Below are 20,269 nucleotides of genomic sequence, written 5' to 3'. Positions count from 1 at the left end.
GACAGCACTTCAAAAACTCTCTGCCACACGCCTGTTTTAGCCCAGCGGCTAAAGCGAGTATGCACGACTCTAAAATCACCAAAGCGTTCAGGCAAATCTCGCCACGGGATACCTGAACGGTAACGATATAGTACTGCTTTAACAAATAATCGGTTATCTTTGGCGGTTAAACCAACCGTACCTATTCGTCCGGGTAACAGATTTTTAATCTGTTCCCATTGATCGTCTCTTAATGCATAGCGTTTAGTCATAAAAGAATAATAAGGACGCGTCAAATTTTATCAACCTAATTGATGACACGCCCTAGTGATTTAGAAAAATGATGATATTTTAGTCATTATAATTAAAGGGGATAATAATGAACTACAATTGGGCGATCTTTATATTGTTAGGAATGCCATTCTTAACACAGGCTGGTACTGTTTATAAATGTAATAATAAAGGTGCAACGATATATCAGTCTAAGCCATGTGCTGGCGCAACAGTAGATGCTAATTTTCAGCGTGAGCAACGCATACAAAATCAATCAAATTCCGCTTATCAGCAACGGACAACAAATGGAACTTCCAACGAAATTGCGGAAACAGCAGAAGGGAAAAAGAAAAGTTTAGCAATTGCCCAAGAGGCATACCGTATAACAAAAGAGCGCTAAAATAAATCAAACTTTATTTGGGATACTGAAAGGGAAATATCATTTGGTGACGACTAAAGCGAGAAGTATTGAAGGCTATTTGGCAGGTATTTATGCCTCATTATGTGCCTATCAGCTTTGTCACCAAAATAAGCCAACGATCAAAATTAGCGAAGCATTGGCTTAAACAAGATTCGGGTTAATCAGAATTAGCTCGTACTGTCCAATTCAATGATCCCATGAATTCAACGGCTGCTAAAATTTATTTTTAATTTTGGTTTGATGAACGCGTTGTATTGAATAAAAAACAACCGGTTAAAGAAGTCTAATTTCTTTGCTTATAATTTTATAAATGTCCTCTGTATTTTTTTAAATGCGAGTTAACGATTGCTTAAATTAAAAGTAGCGAAAGTTTTAAAGCTTATATTCAATTTGACAGTATTGAATAAAGAGTAGTATTACAGAAAATACCTATCAAGAATTGTATTTAATAAATAAGATTAAACAGTGTTCATTTAAAATAATAGATGCAAATAAATGATGTTTAAAAAATTAAAAATATTTTGTTTACCCATCATTTTTCTAGCTATAACCGTTTTATTGACAGGCTGTAAGCCACCGCCGTCAGGTGAAGCCGCAGGCATTCGTTACCCAATTCTATTTATACAATTACAACAAATGGAGTTGTCTTCACCGCTTGCAATGCCTGTTGAAAATATTAAACCTCGGCAAATACAAGATACTTGGGGTACAGCACGTAGTGGCGGTAGAAAACATGAAGGTATTGATATTTTTGCCAAGCGAGGAACAGCTGTCTTAAGTGCAACACAAGGGATTGTGGTTCGTGTAGGCACCGATGATTTAGGCGGGAAAGTGGTTTGGATTATTGGCCCAAATTTAAGCCGTCATTATTATGCACATTTGAATGATTATGCTGACCAAATTCAACAGGGTGATTGGGTTGAAGTCGGTGAGGTGATTGGTTATGTGGGCAATACAGGCAATGCTAAAACGACCCCACCACACTTGCACTATGGAATTTATTTAAATGGACAAGGAGCAGTCAACCCTTATCCATATTTAGCACCATCTCCTTAAATATTAAAAATGGTTACACTTGCTCAGTTGTTTTGTATTTAGTTGAGCGTGTATGCCAAACCAATTGCAAAGTACCAAGCAGCAAGACAAATGAAGCCAAGATAAACTGTTGATGATAAGTCACGCCAAAATGTTGCAGGGCACTAAAACTTAAGCCACCGACAAGCTGTGTAGATGCAAAACACAGTGTTGCAATACTCCAGAGCTTTTTATAAGCCACACCATACAGTTGTAAAATGGTGTAAGAGGTTAGAAAAACCACCGCAGGGTTGAGCATTCCTGTAAAAAATGAAGACGTAAAAGTCAGAATAGGGCTTGTACTTGCAGTGGCAATAAAAATAGCCATGATATATAGGCTATAAAGAATTTTTAGTGCAGTAAAATTACCAAATTTTCTTGCTAATAAATAAGCAGAGAAAGCACCTAATGCACTGCCGCTACCATACAGAATCCAATTAAAGTTCATCCAAAAGAGATTGAGTTTTAATTCATGACTCAGGTAATCAATCCAAAACAGTGAGTGTGGAATATAAGCAAAGGCGCTACTTGAATAGGCAATCAGTAAACTATAGAACAGCGTATTTAAGGATACTTCTGTGGATGTTGGTGCAGTTTGTGCAGATAAATGATGTTTAAACTGTTGCAGTAAAATACTCAGACAAATACAAATGATCAGTGCAAAACCACATAGCATAAGCCATGCTGTTTGTGTCGAAATTTGATCTAAATAAGGCAGGAAGAGTGTTGCCAGTAAAATCCCAAGCCCAATTCCGCTAAAACCGATAAAATTGATTTTAAAGCGATCTTGGATGTCACAGCATTGTGCCACTACGCTAGGTGATAATATCATCAATAAACCACCACTTACTCCTGAAATGATGCGCCAAAAAAGATACCAAGCTTTTGGCAAGTCTGAAAATGCACAACAGAGCAAGCTCAGCATGCCAACAATGGCCGCTATTTGAATGTACAACGCCATGATTTTATTTTGAGGTAAACGCATGGCCAAAAAAGCACCGAGCAAATAACCCAGTAAATTAGCACTGCCTAAAATACTGGAAAACCCAGTCGTCCAAGCAAATGCTTCACGCGTCGTGGGTAATAATGCAGTATAAGAGAAGCGTAAAATGCCTATTCCTAAACACATGCTGAGGCATAAAAAAATGCTGAGCTTAACCTTGTTTGAGGACATCCTGTGTTCTCACCGATACTTATTATTGATTAATAACAATAAATAGCATGAATTGTCATGATTTAATATAACGATAATCAACAAATGCATGAGTTCACAGATTGGCTGTTTTTATGCTGATTTATTTGATGAGTATAGCGGTGAAGCTAAATAGTGAAAGTTGAATAAAAATGATGAATTTTATAAAAAATAAATACTCAAAATAAAAAACCGCGTTAAAGAACGCGGTTTTTTTAGCGCTAAAATTAACGCATTTTGGCTAAGAAGCGACTTAAACGATTTAATGCTTCACGTAATTCATTTTCAGCGGGTAGGAATACGACACGGAAATGATCCGGTGTAGGCCAGTTAAAACCAGTACCTTGTACCAATAATACTTTTTCAGCACGTAAGAAATCGAGCATGAACTTTTCATCATCTTGAATAGGGTAAATTTCAGGATCAAGACGAGGGAAGCAGTACATTGCACCTTCAGGTTTAACACAGGTTACCCCAGGAATGTCATTTAACATTTCCCAAGCAATATTACGCTGTTCATATAAACGACCACCGGGACGAATCAAATCATTAATTGATTGATAACCGCCCAAAGCTGTTTGAATGGCATATTGGGCTTGATGGTTCGCACATAGGCGCATTGAAGCGAGCATATCTAAGCCTTCAATGTAGTCCATTGCACGTGACTTATCACCTGTAATGGCCATCCAGCCTGAACGGAAACCCGCAATGCGATATGCTTTAGATAAACCATTAAATGAAACACAAAGATGATCACCCGCAAGTGCGGCAACAGCAACATGTTCAATGCCGTCATACACAACTTTGTCGTAGATTTCATCTGCAAATAAAATTAAGTCATATTTTTTTGCCAGTGCGACAATTTGTTCTAACACATGACGTGGATAAACTGCACCTGTAGGGTTGTTTGGATTGATAATCACAATACCACGTGTATTGGGCGTGATTTTGCTTTCCATATCAGCAATGTCTGGATACCAATAGTTTTCTTCATCACATTTATAGTGGATGGCAGTACCACCCGATAAATTTACCGCAGCCGTCCATAATGGATAGTCAGGCATAGGAACCAGCATTTCATCGCCATTATTTAGTAAGCCTTGCATGGCCATCACAATAAGCTCAGACACACCATTACCAATATACACATCGTTGACGTGCATATTTAAAATACCTTTTTGCTGGTAATACTGACAAATGGCTTTACGCGCAGGGAAAATCCCTTTTGAGTCGGTATAACCAACGGCATTTGGAAGATTTAAAGCAACATCATTAATAATTTCTTGTGGAGCTTCAAAGCCGAATGGGGCGGGGTTACCGATATTTAATTTAATAATTTTATGACCAGCTTCTTCCATTTCATTGGCCGCTCGTAACACAGGTCCACGAATGTCGTAGCATACATGCTCGAGCTTAGACGATTTTTTTATTTCGCGTGGGGTTTGGATAGTGTTCGGCATTTTGATGTTCTCGGAAAGAGTGGAGGTCATTTTTGCATAACGATATAAATAACTTTTAAATGTTTCAGTTGTTACCAGATCGAGATCATGTTCATCTCTGAGTAAAGCAACAATTTTTTCATGCGTAAATCCCACCTGTTGATATTGTTTAATCACAGGCAGTAGATGTTTAAAAATAACGCTCTTTTTTTGCGACATTTTTTAATCTTGAGCAAGAATTTCAATAAGACTAACATTAAATTTGCTCACAAAAAAGCATTTAAAAAATAAAATGCTCACCATGTTTTGTATTTTTGCTTACCTTTTGCTTTTAAGTAAATTATAGGTCTTTTGTAAATTGTTAACTAAAGACTAGAAATTTTAAGATGAATCACGTAAATATAGGATTATCCTATTTTAAATAGCAAGATACAAAGGGACGTAATCATGGGAAAACTCAATAAAACAGACCGAGAATGGCAAAGAGAGTTATCACCAGACGAATTTCGCATTACGCGACAAAAGGGGACTGAGCCAGCATTTACAGGGAAATACTGGAATACCAAGCAAACAGGGACTTATTTGTGCCGTTGTTGTGGGGCTGAATTATTCTCGTCTAATACCAAATATGATAGTGGTAGCGGTTGGCCAAGCTTTTATAAACCGATTAGCAGTGGTGCGGTTGATGAGAATCAAGATGCGACGCATGGTATGGTCAGAACCGAAGTTGTTTGTCATCATTGCGATGCACATTTAGGACATGTTTTTGAAGATGGCCCACAGCCAACAGGATTGCGCTATTGCGTAAATTCAGCTTCATTAGAATTAAAAACACAAGAAAAAAATGACGAGGAAACCTATCCATGACCAGCATTTATCAGTTTGAAGCTGAGTTGTTAGATGGAAAAAATAAATCATTTGCTGATTATGAAGGCAAAGTTTTATTAATTGTAAATACTGCAAGTAAATGTGGTTTTACACCGCAATTTTCAGGTCTTGAAAAACTGTATGAAAAATACAAAGATCAAGGTTTGGAAGTTTTGGGCTTCCCTTGTAATCAATTTGGTGGGCAAGATCCCGGATCGAATGAACAAATCGGGGCATATTGCCAAAAAAATTATGGTGTGAACTTTCCGATGTTTGCCAAAGTGGATGTAAAGGGGCCAGAAGCACATATTTTATTCCGTTATTTAACCAATAACAGTAAAGGTATTTTGGGCAATGGGATTAAGTGGAATTTTACCAAGTTCCTGATTGGTAGAGATGGCAAAGTTTTAAACCGCTTTGCACCGACCACTAAGCCTGAAGATTTAGAAAGTGAAATAGCAGAGGCATTATCGCAGTGATGTTTCATGTTGGAAAATGAACAAAATGTGATAAGTCAGCCAGAACTAAATGTTCAGTTCTGGCATGATTCGCGCATGCCTTATGTAGAAACACGTCAGGCATGCCAAAGTCGGATTTGTTATAAGGCCCACAGTCACACTACTTTTTCCATTGGTGCAGTCGATACGGGACTAAGTCGCTTTAGCAGTTATTTAAGTGCTGTTGAAATGATTGAGTCAGGTGCTTTAGTGGTTATTCCTGCTCAGGTTGAACACTCCTGTAATCCTATGCCTGATCAAGCATGGAGTTATCAGATGATGCATTTGAATGCTGATTGGCTCGCAGCATTATTGTCAGAGACAGTAAGAGAACAAATTCATGCACCAATTCCACAATTAAAACCCAGCGTGATTAAAAAACCAGAATTGTATTGTGCATTCACCCAGCTAAATCGAGATTTATTTAATCCTGAAGTCGATTTTAGGGAAAAAGAACAGCGTTTGATCGAGGTGCTCACTCAAATTATTTTGCCCTGTTTTGAATGGGAAAAAACTGATACATCTCATTATTTTTATGATCATTTAAAGGATTTGATTATCTATTTAAAAGATGTCAATACGATTGTCCCACTGGAAAAACTGGCAAGTATGCTGGGAATTAGTCGTTATGCAGTCATTCGTTTATTCAAGGCAAATCTGGGTTTGACCCCACATGCCTTTCAGCTCAATTTAAAAGTGAATCAGGCAAGAGAATTGCTGAAATATGGAAAAAATGTTGCTGATATTAGCTATGAACTAGGTTTTAGTGATCAAAGCCATTTTCATCGTGTATTTAAAATACATACAGGGGTTACGCCTAGGCAGTATCAACAAGGATTTATATGAAGCACTTGGTTTTTTATTATTGAGCTTTTGTCTGTTTAAAACCTAAATTAAATTTATTATCGCGCAATTTTATACAAGAGCGAATTGTGCTGGTTCTCTATGCTCATTTCAGCTAGATACTGGAATGATTTATGGAACTGTTTGTTATTATTGCATTCACGCACTTTATTGCTTTGCTTTCTCCCGGACCTGATTTTTTTCTTATTTTAACGACACTCTTACGGCATGGTCGGTCTGCGGCTCGCTTTGTCTGTGTAGGAATTGCATTGGGGAATGCATGTGTTTTAATGGTGATTTATGCTTGTTTATTTTTTCTTGGAAAAATTGATGAAAATATTTTGCTCTATGTGCGTTATATCGGTGCAGTGTATTTAATATATTTGGCAGCATTATGCTTGTATTATGCAAAAACTGAAGTAATTACGACGCATGGAAAAACGGATGCTGTTCCGACTTTATCCAGTACAGTCAGTTATTTGAGTCAAGGCTTGCGCTCAAGTGTGCTGAACCCTAAAAATATTTTATTTTATAGTAGCTTAGTCCTGTTGGTTTATGTCGATTTTCGGGTTTTTCAGCATATTTTAATGGTGTTATGGATGGTTACTGTAGTCTTGCTTTGGAATATTTTACTGGTTAAATTGTTAAGTTATAAAGTTTGGATTGAATGGCTTAGCCTAAAGTCTAGATGGTTATATTATATTTCAGGGGGCTGTTTTATCTTTTTTTCCCTGATGTTATTAATGATGAATGAATTTGATTAAATGATTTTTATTTTAGCTTGAATTGGGACAGAAAAATTCAAATTAAAGTGAAGTAAAAACCACCTGAAGGTGTGATGTTCGTCAGTTAAGAAATTGATTAGTATTTTATTTTTTTAAATTCTAGATGTTATTCGATACGCGGAAACGTCATTCGCAACTGTCCGAGGCAAAACTATTTTAAAAAATTAATGTTTCTGCGATTAATTAACCAATAAAAGGTATTTGACGAGTTTTGCGGATGACAAATGCTTTTGGTTCTTTTGGCGAGACAAAAGAACAAAACGAGCTCCAAGTATATGATTTAAAAATATAAGACTCCGTCATGAGGAATGAAAGTTAAGGACTTTGTTTCTAAAATCCTTAACTGATCAGTTTCACCTGACGGTGGCCTTTGGCATTAAAATTTAAAGTATCGCTTTGAGGCGTTTAACCACTTCTTCACACTGAGCAATGTCTGCGACCAATGCTAAACGAACATGGTTTTCACCCGGATTACCTTGTTCAGTATCACGAGATAAATAACGCCCCGGAAGCACTTTAATGTGTGCTTTTTCCATCAGAATTTTGGCAAAAGCTTCGTCATTGTCTACTTTAAGCCAATAGTAAAAACCTGCATCGGGTTTTCTAAGTGGCAATAGATGACCCAGTTCTTTTTGAAAAAGTTCGAATTTTGCACGGTATTGTTTACGATTTTCTTCAACATGTGCTTCATTATCCCAAGCGGCAATGGATGCAAGTTGATGTTGAACAGGCATTGCTGCACCGTGATACGTACGATATTGCAAATATGGCTTGAGTAATGCTGCATCACCCGCAACAAAACCTGAGCGCATACCGGGTAAATTTGAACGTTTAGACAGTGAATGGAACACGACACAGTTTTTATAGTCATCACGTCCAATTTCAGCACACACTTCAAGTAAGCCAACAGGCGCTTCATCAAACCAAAGTTCTGAATAACATTCATCCGATGCAATGACAAAATTATATTGATCTGAAAGAGCAATTAACTTTTTAAACTGCTCTTTAGATAGCACAGCACCTGTTGGATTACCCGGAGTACAGACAAATAACAATGCCGTTTTTTCCCAGACTTCAGAAGGTACAGCATCAAAGTCGCCTAGATAGTTGTTTTCTTCTGTGCAATTAATGAAGTATGGTTTGGCACCCGAAAGTAAGGTTGCACCTTCATAAATTTGATAGAAAGGATTCGGCATGACCACATAAGGCGCATCTTCACGGTTCACTAAAGCTTGAACAAAAGAAAAGATTGCCTCACGTGTTCCTGATACAGGAAGAATATTACTTTCAGCGCTAATGCTATTCAGCTTAAAACGTCGTGTCAGCCAAGCAGCGATACTTTGGCGCAGTTCTGGTAAACCTTTACTGTTTGGGTAAGTCGATAAATGCTTAAAGTTGTCAATAATTGCTTGTTTTACAAACTCTGGTGCAGGATGTTTTGGTTCACCAATCGACAATGGAATGAGTGGTAAATCTGCAGGTTGAATATCCTGAAAAAGTTTATTTAATTTTTCAAAAGGATAAGGATGCAATAATGACAAACTTGAGTTCATAAAATCGATACCGCGTAATTTAAGTTAATGTTGACCAGAGACTTGATTCGAAACTTCATCGAGTGCTGATTTTAATTGAGCAGCAAACGTTTTGGCTTCTGAATCGGACATTGGAATGCCATCTTTTTTGGTGACAAAGAAAATATCTTCTGCACGCTCACCCAGTGTTGCAATTCTAGCAGAGTGAATATCTAAACCTTGCATCATAAATAAACCACCTACTTTGGCCAGTAAGCCCGGATGGTCAAGTGTTGAAATTTCAACCATATTTTGTTGTAGTGCGGCATTGAGGGTGATATCGACGGTATTTTCAATATCGAAATGGCGTAATTGGCGTGGAATACGACGCTGCATTAAGCCGGGATATTTATCTGATTGGCTCAGTGCTTTGACTAAGGCATCAATGACAGTTTTTTCACGTTCAGGATCGGTCAGCAAAGTACCAAAACGGTCTAGAACCACATAGGTATCTAAACTAAATGCAGTACTTGCGGTAATAATTCGGGCATCTTGAACGTCAAGATTCATACGGTCAAATACAGCCACTGTGGTGGCAAATAAATTGGGTTGATCTTGTGTGTAAATAAAGATCTGTACGGCATCTTGTGCAGATTTACGATGTGCACGCATTAACACTAAAGGTTCAGAGTTGTTGCCATGCTGCAAGATTGCACGGGTATGCCATGCAATTTCATCTGCTGATTCCTTAATAAAGTATTCATCACCCAGTTCCTGCCAAACGGTTTCTACATCGTAGAGGGAGAAATCATTGACCAAGAGTTCACTGGCTGCAAATTTAGTGTCTTCAATCAGCATTTGATAATCGACAGGGCGACCAAGACCGGTACGAATCACATCACGGGCATGAGTATAAAGTTGACGCATAAGCGATGCGCGCCATGTATTCCACAGTTTTGGATTGGTGGCATTAATATCGGCAACAGTCAGAGTATATAAATAATCTAGATGCTCCATGTCACCGAGTTTTTCAGCAAAGTCTTGTACCACATCTGGATCGGAAATATCTTTTTTCTGTGCGGTCATCGACATCAGTAAATGATTTTGAATGAGCCATGCAACAAGGTTGCATTCACGTTCAGTAAAGCCGTGGGTACGACAGAAGTTAATGGCATCTTCTGCACCCAATTCACTGTGGTCGCCACCACGACCTTTGGCAATGTCATGAAATAAAGCGGCTAAATAGACAATGTCACGACGTGCCAGACGTTGGAATACTGAACTTACTACAGGAAAGTCTTTGGCAAATTCAGGTGCTTTAAAGCGGTTGAGGTTACGCAGCAATAATAGGGTGTGTGCATCTACGGTATAAATATGGAACAAGTCATATTGCATCAGTCCCATAATTTGCCCGAATGCAGGAATATAGTTACCTAAAACGCTATAGCGTTTCATCGCAACCAAAGTGTCATATAGACGATGTGGTGAACGAATGATCGCCATAAATAAGGCTTGATGTTCAGGATTATCTCTATAGCTTTGATCAATTCGTTTTGCAGCAAGTATGAGCAGACGTAAAGTACGTGCGCGAATGCCTTCAATCTCTGGGCGATTGGCTAAGATATAAAACAATTCTAAAATAGCGCTTGGGCGTTCCGAAAAGATTTTATGATGTTGTACGGCAAGTTTGCCATCCACCAGTTTGAAGTGTTCGTTAATTTCTTCAATTTTACGTTCATAGTTGGGTAAACGCGGGGTAATCACCGATTCATTAAAGTAGGCAAGTAGCATTTCATTGAGGGTTGAAACTTGCTGTGCGCTACGATAATAGCGCTTCATAAATTGTTCAATTGGGTAATTAGGTGATTTATCTTCTTCACGGGTATAGCCAAACAAAGCAGCTATATCACGTTGATAGTCGAATAATAAACGGTTTTCATCACGTTTGGTTAAGCGGTGTAAATGATGACGAATTTCCCAAAGAAAGCTTTCCGCTTCTTCTAAAACACCCAGCTCAAACTCAGAAATAAAACCTAAATGTACCAGATCATAAATACGATTGACCCGAAAATGACGCTTTGCAATCCAGCCAATTTGGTTAATGTCACGGATACCACCCGGTGCATTTTTAATATCGGGTTCTAAATTACTTTCGGTATTGTTGTGTTGCGCATAACGTCTGGCTTGCTCATCCATTTTGGCATCGAAAAAGGTTTTATCAGTCCATGTTTGTGACACGATACGACGTGGCCATCTGGCTAAATTTTCATTACCAATAATTAAACGTGATTCAATCAGTGCCGTGGCAACAGTTAAATCATTGGTGGCTTGTTCTACACATTGTGAAATGGTACGCACACTAATGCCGGGTTTGAAATTGCCCACGTCCCAAAGTGATGAAATAAACGTAGAAATCAATTTTTCTTGATCTGGGCTGAGGTCATCTTCCGATAAAATCATGATGTCGACATCGGAATACGGCAACATTTCCCGACGACCATAACCACCAACTGCAAATAAACCTAAATCCGTTTGATCGAGTTCTGCATGTTTCCATAGGAACTGTAGTGCTTCATCAATCAAATTGGAGCGGCTTAAAATGACTTCACGAATTGACTGTCCATTTTCAAAACCATCTTGAAGCTGTTTTTCAACATCTGTGCGCCATTGATTAATCGCCTGAATGTCATGGTTACTTTTAACGTAATTCAATAGCGGAGAGGTATTGATCATGAACAGTGGTCCGTAAATAAGGTGGCAAGTTTAGTTTTGTTGAACACTGACTTGAGTCGCAGTATGTAGTGCGAGTTCACGTGCTTGATCGGTTGTTTCAGCACGTGCGGTTGCAACGCCCATGCGACGACGTTTAAAACCTTCGGGTTTACCAAAAAGGCGAATATCGGTGTTTGGATTTGCTAAAGCAAGATTTAAGCCAGAAAATGAAAGATTGCGATCATCTACACCTGCGTAAATCACAGCACTTGCTGCCACACTATGGCGTGTTGTATTCACTGGTAAGCCTAAAATGGCACGTGCATGCAGTTCAAATTCACTTTGAAATTGTGAAGCAAGGGTCACAAGTCCTGTGTCATGTGGGCGTGGTGATACTTCACTAAACCATACTTTATCGCCTTTGACAAACAGTTCAACCCCAAAAATACCGCAGCCACCTAAGGCGATTGTGACTTTATTAGCAATACGTTTTGATTCTTCTAATGCCGCTGGAGTCATGGCTTGAGGTTGCCAACTTTCGACATAGTCACCTGAGTCTTGACGGTGTCCAATTGGGTCGCAGTACTGGGTTTCAATTTCACCCGTTTCAGCATTTTTAGCACGTACAGTTAGTAAGGTAATTTCAAAATCAAAATCAATTTGTGATTCAACAATCACCGTGCCCTGATTTACGCGACCACCGGTTTGCGCATATTCCCAAGCGGCATCAACTTCGTCAAAATTTTTAACACGTGATTGACCTTTACCTGAAGAAGACATCACAGGTTTTACAAAGTTTGGATAGCCAATATCATCACAAGCTGCGCGGAAAGATTCCAACGTATCAGCGAAGCGATAAGCAGATGTCGGTAAACCTAATTCTTCTGCTGCAAGACGGCGAATACCTTCGCGGTTCATGGTCAAATTAACTGCTTTAGCAGAAGGAATAACGGTGGCAATATTTTGTTGTTCGATGTCGACTAAAACTTGCGTCGCAATGGCTTCAATTTCAGGAATAATTAAATGTGGTTTTACTTGTTGAATCAGTTGTTTGAGTTCTTCGGCATCTGCCATATTTAAAGTATAGGAATAATGTGCAATTTGCATGGCAGGAGCATGATCATAACGGTCAGCAGCATGAACTTCTACACCTAGACGTTGTAAAGAAATCACCACTTCTTTACCTAATTCTCCCGAACCTAACAATAAAACTTTAAAAGCAGAAGATTGAAGGGGAGTACCAATGGTCACGCTCATATGAATCGTCCTTGCTAAAGTGGTCTTTTAGCATAGCAGAACTGTTCTGACTGTTAAGGCTTGATTCACATAAAATAATGATATTGTCTAACAATTTTATTTATAAAGTTTATTGAACTCTCCCTAAATCCCTCTTTATAAAAGAGGGAGATTTTTTAAAGGAGTTAAAATGAAACGGGCACATAGGTATAAACCAAACCATAGACCACAGCCGCGGTGAGTGTTGCCGCGACAATTTGCTTAAATTTAAAATATAGTCCTGCTAAAGTGATAAAACCGACCAGCATAGCAATGCTTTTATTGGGTGTTTCCATCAGCGGGGGGAGTGTTGCAACCACCAACATTGAACTAATTGCGGCAATGCCAATACTGCCTAATGCAATTTTAATCCAAACAGAACCGCGTTTTTGTGAGTTTTGTTGATGTTTTTGAATGACATAAAATGGGCCAAAACGAGAAATGAAATTCGCAATTCCGACAATAATGCCGACCAAAATAATTTCAAGATTCATGTGATGCTCCAAACTCATCATCGTGTTGTTTTAAAATATAGTGCTTAAATAAGCCTGCCAAAATTCCCGATAAAATCCCAATAAAAATGGCAGCGGATAAATTAATAAAATAACAGGTGATGGCCGAAACAATTAAACACACAGCAACAATAAAAGTATGTTTCTTTTCAAATGCGGCAAGCAGGAAACTTAAGAACAGTGCAGGTAATAAGAAGTCTAAAGCTGCTTGTAAAAACTGCGGTAAAGAACTGACTTGGTCGGCAAATAAACCCCCTAAAAAAGAGCCTAAAGCCCAAGATATCCAACTAAATAAACTTAAACCCAACATCCAAGATTCAGACCATTCTTGACGACGTTGTGACAGTTTAATCATGCCAGAGGCAAAAACTTCGTCAGTCAGCCCCCATGACCAAATGGCCGTTTTTTTTAAGTTTAATTTATCTTGGATTAAATTTTGTAAGGCTGGGCCATAAAGCACATGGCGAATATCTAATGCAATCACCGTCAGTGCAGTCATCCAAATAGACGTACCGCTACCGAGTAAAGCCACCACTAAAAACTGGCTGGCTCCGGCATACATCGAACAGGATAAAAACAGCGCTTCCCAAGAGCTAAAGCCAAATTGGGTTGCAGAGACACCAAAAGCAAAAGAAACGGGAAGATAGGTAAAAATAATGGCTTGACTGTCTTTAGCGCCTTGCCAAAAGCCAGCAGCTTGTACTGGAGGGATTTTGTGCTCAGACACGACACACCTAAAGAGTTAAACAATGGGGCAAATGATGATTGAGTATTCTACCCGAATTCACTAGCATAGTGCCGAAATGTTTGTATAGGCAGCTGATATGTTTGCGTTCAAATCACGTGCAATAGTGATGGTTTCTGTACTGTGCAGTACTTTTGCATTACAAGCTTGCGGTCATTCTTCAGAACAACCTGAGCAAAAAGTTGAAATTAAGTCTGCACCTAAACTCACCAATGATGCGACCACTTATGCGCAACATGCTTGGAACTTCATCAATCAAGTGGATGGTTTGGTTTATGCGCAAAAATTGGATTTGTTAGAAGATCAAGTCCGTAAACCTGCGCGTAAGTTGAGCACCGATTGGCGTATTAATGTCAAAATGACGGATTCAGTGACTGAAGGTAAATATGCGTTATGCCGTAAAGCATTAACCAGTTTAGAAATTTGGGCACGTGAAAGTATTGATCAAACAAATTCGGTGGCACAAAAACAAGCCGATTATGAGCGTGATAAAGCACAATGTAGAGGTGCAATCGAACATCCTGAACTAGGAAATACAGATCCTAAAAAGAAAGGGGTTTGATGAAAATAAAACGAGGCAATGGCCTCGTTTTTTTGATCTAAATTTTGAAGGGGATATTTATATTTATAGTTTTAAGCAATGAGTAAGACGATAAAGTGATCACCTGATAAATATATTGAATTATCACCAAGTGATAATTTGTGTATAATAATAAATATTAAATCACTGGTTGGTTTTGTAATTATTAAATAAGTGGGGGTGTATAATATGTTTAATAAAGTGTTTTTTTCAATAAGTTTAATGGTCTTCCTGAGTGCATGTAGTAGTGTTCAAACGACAGCTACGACAGAAAAAGCACAATTGATTCCTGCTGCATCTTTAAATATTGAACGAGATATAGCACCTTGTCGCAATGGTTTTGATGAGGTGAATGTGTGTCAGTTGTTATCTTAACATAGCAACAGTTTTCCTTTTTGTTCCTAATTTAGTAGCACTTTAAACGTGTAGAAAGCTGATTCATGTTGTATGAGTATTTCAGCAAAAAAGTTCAATCGTTGATTGTTTCGCTGCAAGCGATAATGTTGATGAGAGGGCTTTTTTTTTGTCGATGCTAAATATACAACCTCAATTAAGAGCAAAGTGTAATTAGAGGATGTGTTGCTGAAAAAAACAACAAACAATAGGGGGTAATTTTAAATGAAATGAACAGCTTGGGTAAAAAATGGAGATTTTGTATATGATTAGTAATGAAAATAATTATCATTTATATTAGTATTCGGTAAATTTTTACCATGTCTCCCATTTATGCCGTCTTTTTTTGGTCATTCACATTTAGCTTTTAAACACACACATTCAGATCGAATTCTAAAGTTGAGTCTACTTAGCTTAATGATAGCGTGTGCTCATTCTACCTTTGCCAGTGAACATCTTGATTCAGCAGAAGGAAGTAGAACAACCGCAGTTCTTCCGACCATTGCTATTGAAGCCATGAGTGCACAAGATCCAGTAAAAACCTATGTCGACTACAAACAAGCCAGTGTGACGCGTAATGGTTTGGATAAAAAAGATATTCCACAGACCATTGATACGATTGATGTACAAAAATATAAAATCTATGGATCGAATGATTTAAGCGTCATGCTTCAAGGCACGCCGGGTGTTGATACGTCCTATGATATGCGTGGTGATGGAATTAAGCTGCGTGGTTTTCAGGCAGACGTGAGTGATATTTACCGTGATGGTGTGCGTGAAAGTGGGCAAGTACGACGCAGTACAGCCAATATTGAACGGATTGAAATATTAAAAGGGCCAGCTTCTGTACTGTATGGGCGAAGTGCAGGTGGTGGCGTAATTAATATGGTGAGTAAATATGCCAATTTTGACTCGAAAAGCAGTGTTGGAATTTATACGGGATCATTTAATCATCTGGGAACCACGTTAGATGTCAATCAGGTTATTTCTGATCAGTGGGCGGCGCGTTTAACTACCGATGTTTATAAAACGGATAGTTTCCGTCAAGGCATTAGCAGTGATGAGCTAATGCTGTCACCGAGTGTGACCTTTAATAATCAAAAGGGTTTGGTTTGGACAGGACAATATACGTATGACCGTTTGCACCGTGTTCCAGATCGCGGACCCAATTTTTTTGAATTACCATCAGGAACATCACGTGACATGGGCTTTGCTCAAGACGGTGATTATGTCAATGATGTTTCCCAGACTTTGCGTTCCGATTTGAGCTATACCTTTGCGCCAGATTGGACGGTGCATTGGGCAGCGAGTTATAGACAAGCCGATCAAGATTTGACCATTTTTATGTAGGTAAAATGTGTGCGGCAAATCAGCCAGCCACCGCAACAAATAAGGGCTGTTATAAAGGATATATTGATCAAAACTATTATTGGCAACAGACCAGCAATAAAACCACATCAACAACGTTTGATGTTAAAGGAAAATTTAATACTGGCGCATTTCAACATCAGGTGTTGCTTGGCGTAGATGTGTCTTATGAGCAACGTGAACCAAAACTATCCAATAAAAATAGCGATGGCTCTTTAATTTATGGATTTGTGAATCCGCTAACAGGGGATCGTTTTGGTAATCGGGCGGACAATCCGCTTATTACGCAGCATAATTATAATCAAGGGACAAGTTATGGGGTGTTTGCACAGGATTTAATCACCATTATTCCAGAAGTGAAGTTGATGCTGGGGCTGCGTTATGATTATTATAAAAACTCAACCAGCAATAAGTTGAAGTCTGAAACTGATCAGGATTACAAGCGTACTGTCAGTGATCAATCGGTCAGTCCAAATGTGGGTGTGGTTTGGCAGCCTGTTGAATCACAAAGTATCTATGCATCTTATAGTAAAAGTTTTGCACCCTTTGGTGGTCAAATGGGGATTAGCGTGATCAGCGCTTCACAAAATTTAAATACCTTCGACGCTGAACCGCAATACAGTGACCAATATGAAATTGGGCTTAAAAGTGATTGGATGGATGAGCGCTTAACGACGCAATTTTCGGTTTATGATATTCGTAAACATAATATTCGTTATATTCCAAATAAGGATAAAGAGCCTGATGTCTGGGCTGTCGGTGGTGAGCATCAGTCACGTGGTGCAGAGTTTAGCTTTATTGGTCGCGTATTGGACAGTGTTTATGTCCGTGGTGGCTATAGTTTCTTGGATGCAACGGTTAAACAAAATAAAGAAAAACCTGAGCTAGTGGGCAATCGTTTAAAAGAAACAGCCAAGCAAACAGGAAATCTTTTTGTCCGTTATTTACCTACAGAGCAATGGTATGCTGAAATTGGCGTGACCAAAGTTGGTGATTCATGGAACGATGTGGAAAACACTCAAAAACTAAAAGGTTTTAACCGAGCAGATGCGGCCATTGGTTATAGTGCAAACCCTTGGAATGTTACTTTAGCCTTAACCAATTTAACTGATAAAGAATACTGGCGTTCAAGTTCAATGCCGGGTACACCGCGCAGTGCTTTACTGCGTGTGAATTATGAATTTTAAGCTGCTATGTTAAAGCAAGTTTAACTCGCATCTGGCCATCTTAACAATTAAGGTGGCTTTTTTATGTTTGCTTAAAAGGCACTTTAATGTGTAATGCCAGTTAGCTAAGGAGTTTTGTAATAAATTCCTTAGCTTTTGAATTATTCACGACGGAGTCTTATATTTTTAAATCAAATACTTGGAGCTCATATGTTACTTTGGATAAGCCCAAAGTAACCAAAGGCATTGTCTCCGCAAAACTCGTCAAATATCTTTTATTGATCAATTCGTCGCAGAAACTGTACTTTTCAAAGTAGTCTTGCCTCGAACAGTTGCGGAAGACGTTTCCGTGTATCGAATAACATTATGAATTTAAAATAAAGAATCCAGTCAATTGATTAACTGATTTGCATTACCTTTAATGTGTATTTTATTCAGCAACGACATGCGCAATACGATGTAATTCTGCAAGGTCTAAAATTTCAATTTTCCGAAAAGAGAGACGCAAAATATTTTGCTTTTCCAGCGCTTGTAATTCCTGATTCACCGTTTGTCTAGAGCAGGTCAGCATTTGCGCCAATTGTTCCTGAGATAAATGAATGGTGTTTTTTTCAATCATCAGATGGTTGCCATAACCATTTAAAATAAACATCAGGCGTTGGGCTAAACGCTGCTTTAAGGTTTGCGTTTGAATTGAAATCAGTTCTAAGAAAGCAAAACGCAATTTTTGACTGGTTAATTGCGCAATATGATACCAAAAAATGGGTTGTTCTTTGAGTAATTTTTGAATGGCACTACTTGGAATATGCAAAATTAAACTTTTTTGAATGGCGATGGCATCGTGCGAGCGAGGTTGGGCATCGACCAAAGAGATTTCACCAAACCACATAATTGGTTCCACAATTGCAGCCACCGATTCTTTACCTTCAATGTCAATATAGCCTAAGCGAACAGAGCCATTTAAAACGGCATAAAGACCATTAAAAGCATCACCCGAATGGAAAATGGCTTGTTCTTTGTCAAATTTTTGTTGAACCGCATGGCTCAAAATAAATGCTTTGAATATAGGTGGTAGTTGGGAGAACCACATATTATTTTCTAAATGATGGATATACGTTGGTTCAAGCACATAAATTCCTTTTTGCTGTGAGTTGTCATTTAGCCGACAACTTGGTCTTTCATATTTTTATATAGTAGAAGCATAGTGTAACAAGGAAGAATCACATGACCAAATTAGAACAGTTGCTGAGCCAATATGCAGCATATCACTTAGACCATAAAAATATTTTGACTCATTTTGTCGGTATTCCTTTGATTGTTTTTTCAATTCTTTGTTTAACCGCAAGAGCAGGGTTTGTGCTGTCAGGTATGGAGCTGACGCTGGCTTTGGGACTTATTGTGGTGACGAGTGTTTATTATTTTAGTTTGGATCGTATTTTTGCATTCATTATGTTGATTGTTTTGCTTGCTGCATATCCTTTGGCTTTAAAAATTGCTCATCTAGAATTTGCTGCTTGGTTAAGCTTAAGTATTGGAATTTTTGTGGTGGGGTGGGTATTTCAGTTTATTGGTCATTTTTATGAAAAGAAAAAACCAGCCTTTATGGACGACATTGTTGGGCTTGCAGTTGGCCCATTATTTGTCTTGGCGGAAATGGTGTTTATGCTCGGTTTTCGTAAGGAGCTAGAGCAACGTATGTTGGATCAGGCCCATGTATTACGTGCTGAAATGGATGCGAAGTCTATACATATCAGTTAGATGATTGCTTCAAAATATAAAAAAGCCAGTGCATTGCACTAATGCTGATCAGCTAAGGAGTTTTGTAATAAACTCCTTAGATTTTTAGTTCTTTACAACGGAGTCTTATATTTTTAAATCAAATACTTGGAGCTCATCTATTACTTTGGATAAGCCCAAATGAGAAGCCTCAAAATATATTTTGAGTTCGCAAGAAAGGCATCTTGCGGCGCAGTGCGCCTCACCGCAAAACTCGCCAAATACCTTTTATTGATCAATTAATCGCAGAAACCTTACTTTTCCAATCTTGCGGTGTATACACCTCATGCCTCGAACAGTTGCGGATGACATTTCCACGTATCGAATAACATCATGAATTTAAAATAAGAAAACCAGTCAATTTATTAACTGACTGGCATTAAGTGCATTGCACTGGCTTTTTGTATGTCTGATTATTTACTGGGTCTTCACTGCTTTATGGGTCTCAGTTTTAGCTTTGTGTGCATCTGCGCTTGCAACTGGAGCTGCTTTATGAGATTTATCAGCCATATTATTGGTTTTCATTGGATCATGTTTCATCATCTGATCATGTTTCCCCATTTGATCTTTTTTCATCATCTGGTCTTGTTTCCCCATTTGATCGTGTTTCATCATTTTGTCTTGTTTTGCCGTTTGATCGTGTTTCATCTTATCTTGTTTAGCCATTGCCGTGGCTGGGACACATTTACCACCTTTATGATTTGGGCCTGAACCACCTGCTAATGTTGTCCCTTGTGGACACGCAAATGCAGTTGCGCTAAGCATTGTGAACAAGCCTGCTGCAATAAATGTGCTGATCTTTTTCATTTTCGATTATTCTATACAGGCATTAGTGCCTGTGATTAATTTATCGATAATACA

Annotated in this window: 19 protein-coding genes and 2 pseudogenes; 11 read left to right on the top strand and 10 right to left on the bottom strand. The window is 38.4% G+C overall.

Annotation, left to right across the window (positions count from 1 at the left end):
• The coding region (locus tag BLV99_RS04320) for a transposase (protein ID WP_139243521.1) at positions 1–251 on the bottom strand (251 nt) is incomplete at its 3' end.
• A 107-nt stretch (positions 252–358) separates the two neighbouring features.
• Here BLV99_RS04320 and BLV99_RS04315 point away from each other — a divergent pair.
• The 3 genes and pseudogenes from BLV99_RS04315 to BLV99_RS04305 all read left to right on the top strand — a co-directional run bounded on the left by BLV99_RS04315 (position 359) and on the right by BLV99_RS04305 (position 1,729).
• Entirely contained in the window at positions 359–652 is a 294-nt protein-coding gene (locus tag BLV99_RS04315; RefSeq protein WP_092688048.1) for a hypothetical protein, read from the top strand.
• Positions 653–659: 7 nt separating this feature from the next.
• Positions 660–818: pseudogene (locus BLV99_RS18405) on the top strand (IS982 family transposase); the annotation flags it as partial.
• 350 nt (positions 819–1,168) lie between these two features.
• Positions 1,169–1,729 (top strand): M23 family metallopeptidase, encoded by a 561-nt coding sequence (locus BLV99_RS04305; protein WP_092688045.1) that lies wholly within the window; start codon positions 1,169–1,171, stop codon positions 1,727–1,729.
• A 13-nt stretch (positions 1,730–1,742) separates the two neighbouring features.
• Here BLV99_RS04305 and BLV99_RS04300 read toward each other — a convergent pair whose 3' ends face one another.
• Both BLV99_RS04300 and BLV99_RS04295 read right to left on the bottom strand, forming a co-directional pair.
• Entirely contained in the window at positions 1,743–2,921 is a 1,179-nt protein-coding gene (locus tag BLV99_RS04300) for a YbfB/YjiJ family MFS transporter (RefSeq protein ID WP_092688042.1), read from the bottom strand.
• 245 nt (positions 2,922–3,166) lie between these two features.
• Positions 3,167–4,597 (bottom strand): pyridoxal phosphate-dependent aminotransferase, encoded by a 1,431-nt coding sequence (locus tag BLV99_RS04295; RefSeq protein ID WP_092688039.1) that lies wholly within the window; start codon positions 4,595–4,597, stop codon positions 3,167–3,169.
• Positions 4,598–4,825: 228 nt separating this feature from the next.
• On the opposite strand from BLV99_RS04295, the gene msrB reads away from it, so the two are divergent.
• The 4 genes from msrB to BLV99_RS04275 all read left to right on the top strand — a co-directional run bounded on the left by msrB (position 4,826) and on the right by BLV99_RS04275 (position 7,349).
• A complete protein-coding gene (gene msrB, locus BLV99_RS04290) occupies positions 4,826–5,245 on the top strand; it encodes a peptide-methionine (R)-S-oxide reductase MsrB (RefSeq protein ID WP_086164146.1) in 420 nt (139 codons plus the stop codon).
• Positions 5,242–5,724: a glutathione peroxidase gene (locus BLV99_RS04285; RefSeq protein ID WP_092688036.1), complete on the top strand. Its 483-nt coding sequence runs from the start codon at positions 5,242–5,244 to the stop codon at positions 5,722–5,724. Before msrB ends, BLV99_RS04285 begins: the two co-directional genes overlap by 4 nt.
• A 6-nt stretch (positions 5,725–5,730) precedes the next feature.
• Positions 5,731–6,588: an AraC family transcriptional regulator gene (locus tag BLV99_RS04280; protein WP_213030958.1), complete on the top strand. Its 858-nt coding sequence runs from the start codon at positions 5,731–5,733 to the stop codon at positions 6,586–6,588.
• Between the two features lie 131 nt (positions 6,589–6,719).
• Entirely contained in the window at positions 6,720–7,349 is a 630-nt protein-coding gene (locus BLV99_RS04275; protein WP_092688033.1) for a LysE family translocator, read from the top strand.
• 404 nt (positions 7,350–7,753) lie between these two features.
• On the opposite strand, the gene dapC is transcribed toward BLV99_RS04275, so the two are convergent.
• The 5 genes from dapC to BLV99_RS04250 all read right to left on the bottom strand — a co-directional run bounded on the left by dapC (position 7,754) and on the right by BLV99_RS04250 (position 14,107).
• Positions 7,754–8,923, bottom strand: a complete 1,170-nt coding sequence (gene dapC, locus BLV99_RS04270; protein WP_092688030.1) for a succinyldiaminopimelate transaminase — start codon at positions 8,921–8,923, stop codon at positions 7,754–7,756.
• Positions 8,924–8,947: 24 nt separating this feature from the next.
• Positions 8,948–11,614 carry a [protein-PII] uridylyltransferase gene (gene glnD, locus BLV99_RS04265; RefSeq protein ID WP_086183449.1) on the bottom strand — a complete coding sequence of 889 codons (2,667 nt, stop codon included), beginning with the start codon at positions 11,612–11,614 and terminating at the stop codon, positions 8,948–8,950.
• Positions 11,615–11,644: 30 nt separating this feature from the next.
• The gene (gene purT / locus BLV99_RS04260) at positions 11,645–12,850 is read right to left on the bottom strand and encodes a formate-dependent phosphoribosylglycinamide formyltransferase (RefSeq protein WP_092688027.1); all 1,206 of its coding nucleotides are present in this window, start codon (positions 12,848–12,850) and stop codon (positions 11,645–11,647) included.
• Between the two features lie 164 nt (positions 12,851–13,014).
• Positions 13,015–13,362 carry an L-valine transporter subunit YgaH gene (gene ygaH / locus BLV99_RS04255; RefSeq protein ID WP_086183447.1) on the bottom strand — a complete coding sequence of 116 codons (348 nt, stop codon included), beginning with the start codon at positions 13,360–13,362 and terminating at the stop codon, positions 13,015–13,017.
• The gene (locus BLV99_RS04250) at positions 13,352–14,107 is read right to left on the bottom strand and encodes an AzlC family ABC transporter permease (RefSeq protein ID WP_092688023.1); all 756 of its coding nucleotides are present in this window, start codon (positions 14,105–14,107) and stop codon (positions 13,352–13,354) included. The genes ygaH and BLV99_RS04250 overlap by 11 nt, the downstream gene beginning before the upstream one ends.
• 97 nt (positions 14,108–14,204) lie before the next feature.
• Here BLV99_RS04250 and BLV99_RS04245 point away from each other — a divergent pair, with 97 nt between their 5' ends.
• The 3 genes and pseudogenes from BLV99_RS04245 (at position 14,205) to BLV99_RS04235 (ending at position 17,653) form a co-directional block, all read left to right on the top strand.
• Complete coding sequence (locus BLV99_RS04245) at positions 14,205–14,687, top strand: hypothetical protein (RefSeq protein ID WP_086183445.1); 483 nt, start codon at positions 14,205–14,207, stop codon at positions 14,685–14,687.
• A 207-nt stretch (positions 14,688–14,894) separates the two neighbouring features.
• The gene (locus BLV99_RS04240) at positions 14,895–15,080 is read left to right on the top strand and encodes a hypothetical protein (RefSeq protein ID WP_086183444.1); all 186 of its coding nucleotides are present in this window, start codon (positions 14,895–14,897) and stop codon (positions 15,078–15,080) included.
• 351 nt (positions 15,081–15,431) lie between these two features.
• A pseudogene (locus tag BLV99_RS04235) lies at positions 15,432–17,653 on the top strand (TonB-dependent receptor).
• A 409-nt stretch (positions 17,654–18,062) separates the two neighbouring features.
• Here the strand turns inward: BLV99_RS04235 and BLV99_RS04230 are convergent.
• Positions 18,063–18,761 (bottom strand): Crp/Fnr family transcriptional regulator, encoded by a 699-nt coding sequence (locus tag BLV99_RS04230; protein ID WP_425283513.1) that lies wholly within the window; start codon positions 18,759–18,761, stop codon positions 18,063–18,065.
• A 95-nt stretch (positions 18,762–18,856) separates the two neighbouring features.
• On the opposite strand from BLV99_RS04230, the gene BLV99_RS04225 reads away from it, so the two are divergent.
• A complete protein-coding gene (locus BLV99_RS04225; protein ID WP_092688017.1) occupies positions 18,857–19,390 on the top strand; it encodes an Mpo1 family 2-hydroxy fatty acid dioxygenase in 534 nt (177 codons plus the stop codon).
• A 435-nt stretch (positions 19,391–19,825) separates the two neighbouring features.
• Here the strand turns inward: BLV99_RS04225 and BLV99_RS04220 are convergent, their stop codons facing one another.
• Entirely contained in the window at positions 19,826–20,215 is a 390-nt protein-coding gene (locus BLV99_RS04220) for a hypothetical protein (RefSeq protein ID WP_092688014.1), read from the bottom strand.
• Positions 20,216–20,269: the final 54 nt, after the last annotated feature.

The organism is Acinetobacter kyonggiensis (assembly GCF_900107285.1).
In the GTDB taxonomy this organism is placed as follows: domain Bacteria; phylum Pseudomonadota; class Gammaproteobacteria; order Pseudomonadales; family Moraxellaceae; genus Acinetobacter; species Acinetobacter kyonggiensis.
The sequence above is the reverse complement of the archived record's forward strand: the minus strand, read 5'-3'. Positions and strand labels throughout refer to the sequence as shown.